We start from the raw sequence: 1,512 nt of genomic DNA, 5'->3' as shown, positions 1-1,512 counted from the left end.
CAGCCACTCCCGCAGACGCCGCAATTCCCGTCTGCCCCATAATCTTCATGATTTCCTGGGTGGTTTCTTCTGAGCCGCCGGTGACTTGGGCACGATGGAGTACCAAATTCCGTGATGCGTCAATATTCGACATGGCACCGCGTAAATCTGCCCATTCCCGTACTTCTGCCAGCGTGAGGGAATCCAGCCCCTGCATTCTGGCTTTTTCCTGAATTTCGCCTATTCGCGCACTATAGTCACCTTGTAATGCCCGCAACTCTTTGGCAACCGCAACGCACTGGTCAGCGCCTGAACAAGTTGCTATCCGCTCCTGAACCTTGTCATACTCTTGCCGATATTTATCCCTAACGGCAGAACGGCAACTGCTATCACCCTGACAATTAACCAGTTCCTCACTGCGCGATTGGTTCTTCTCCACACTTAGGTGGTTGTTGTCTACAACAAAAATACTAATTCCAGCTCAAATGATGGAATTAGTTTCATTTATGTGAATTATAATATTGGTAATATCTAAACCAAAATCCTATGCCACTAACAGAACCACCATAAAAACCACCTTTGATACATAACAAAACGTCAGTTTTAGATAATTCAAAAGGTAATCCATAAAAAATCATATAAAATAGACAGATGACTATTTTTGTTATTACTGCTCCTAGGGTTACAACCATAATACAGGCAACTACTAAATAAATTAGTATAATTAGCCACTTTCTCTTTAATATATTCATTTATGTTCTCCTTCGATCTTACTAACTTCCTTATTTATCTGATCGTTGGAGAATTCTGTTGAAACCGAACTAACTATATTACCAGCAACTCCCGGTAATGAACTTAAAGGTAATGGCTTCGAGATCCCTATTCCTACATTAACCCATTCATAATTTTTCCAGTTTGGATTAATAAATTTTTCCAAGGGATTTTGAGCCAATTTACCTACCCCATAACCAATCCCAGAAGCGGCGCCGCTGATCATCCCTCCTTTTAGCGGATCATCCCCTTTGACATAACTTGAAGCTGCCCCCATACCTGCATTCCAGGCTATTGTGCCCCACAAACCAGTATTAGCCGTGAATGCGCCCGTCCAGTACGCAAAAATAGCATCATTGGGGTCGACATTGCCATTAGCAAGATATTGGATACCGGTATTGGCTACGGCACCAATCAGGCCCGTTGTTGCAGAAGCTCCCGATAACCATGGTAAAGCTAATACACTCCCTTCTGCGGCAACCATAGTCTGGCAAGAAAGTGGCGTGTTACCACTACAGGCTTTCTGGATTTCGGTTTGCTTGTCCTGTTGCCATTTCTCAACTGTGCCTTTTTTATTCGCTTCTGCCGCCGCCAGTACACTCGCTAGGGCATTATTGTCCACTGCATTCTTCCCCGCCTGTGCCCCGGTAACGGCGCTGGCGGTGGAGTCACCGGCAATGCCGCCGGCTAATCCCGCGGCCAGCGTGGAAAGGGTGCTGATAGTTTGCTTCTGCTCCTCCGTTAACTCACTGACTTTGGCCC

The 1,512-nt window shown here is 45.6% G+C and carries 2 protein-coding genes and 1 pseudogene; all 3 read right to left on the bottom strand.

The window, feature by feature from the left end; translation table 11 throughout:
• A pseudogene (locus tag EAE89_RS22830) lies at positions 1–418 on the bottom strand (hypothetical protein); the annotation flags it as partial.
• Positions 419–479: 61 nt separating this feature from the next.
• On the bottom strand, positions 480–731 hold the full coding sequence (locus EAE89_RS22825) for a hypothetical protein (RefSeq protein WP_214086650.1): 252 nt from the start codon (positions 729–731) through the stop codon (positions 480–482).
• The coding region (locus tag EAE89_RS22820; protein WP_214086649.1) for a VENN motif pre-toxin domain-containing protein at positions 728–1,512 on the bottom strand (785 nt) is incomplete at its 5' end. The genes EAE89_RS22820 and EAE89_RS22825, both read right to left, overlap by 4 nt.

The sequence above is a fragment of the Photorhabdus heterorhabditis genome (assembly GCF_018448905.1).
Classification (GTDB): Bacteria; Pseudomonadota; Gammaproteobacteria; order Enterobacterales; family Enterobacteriaceae; genus Photorhabdus; species Photorhabdus heterorhabditis.
Note: the sequence above shows the minus strand (reverse complement) of the source record. Positions and strands in the feature narration are given on the sequence as shown.

What these genes read in the sequence shown, in the direction of transcription:
- EAE89_RS22825 (WP_214086650.1), bottom strand. Translation starts at nt 731, where the DNA reads ATGAATATATTAAAGAGAAAGTGGCTAATTATACTAATTTATTTAGTA.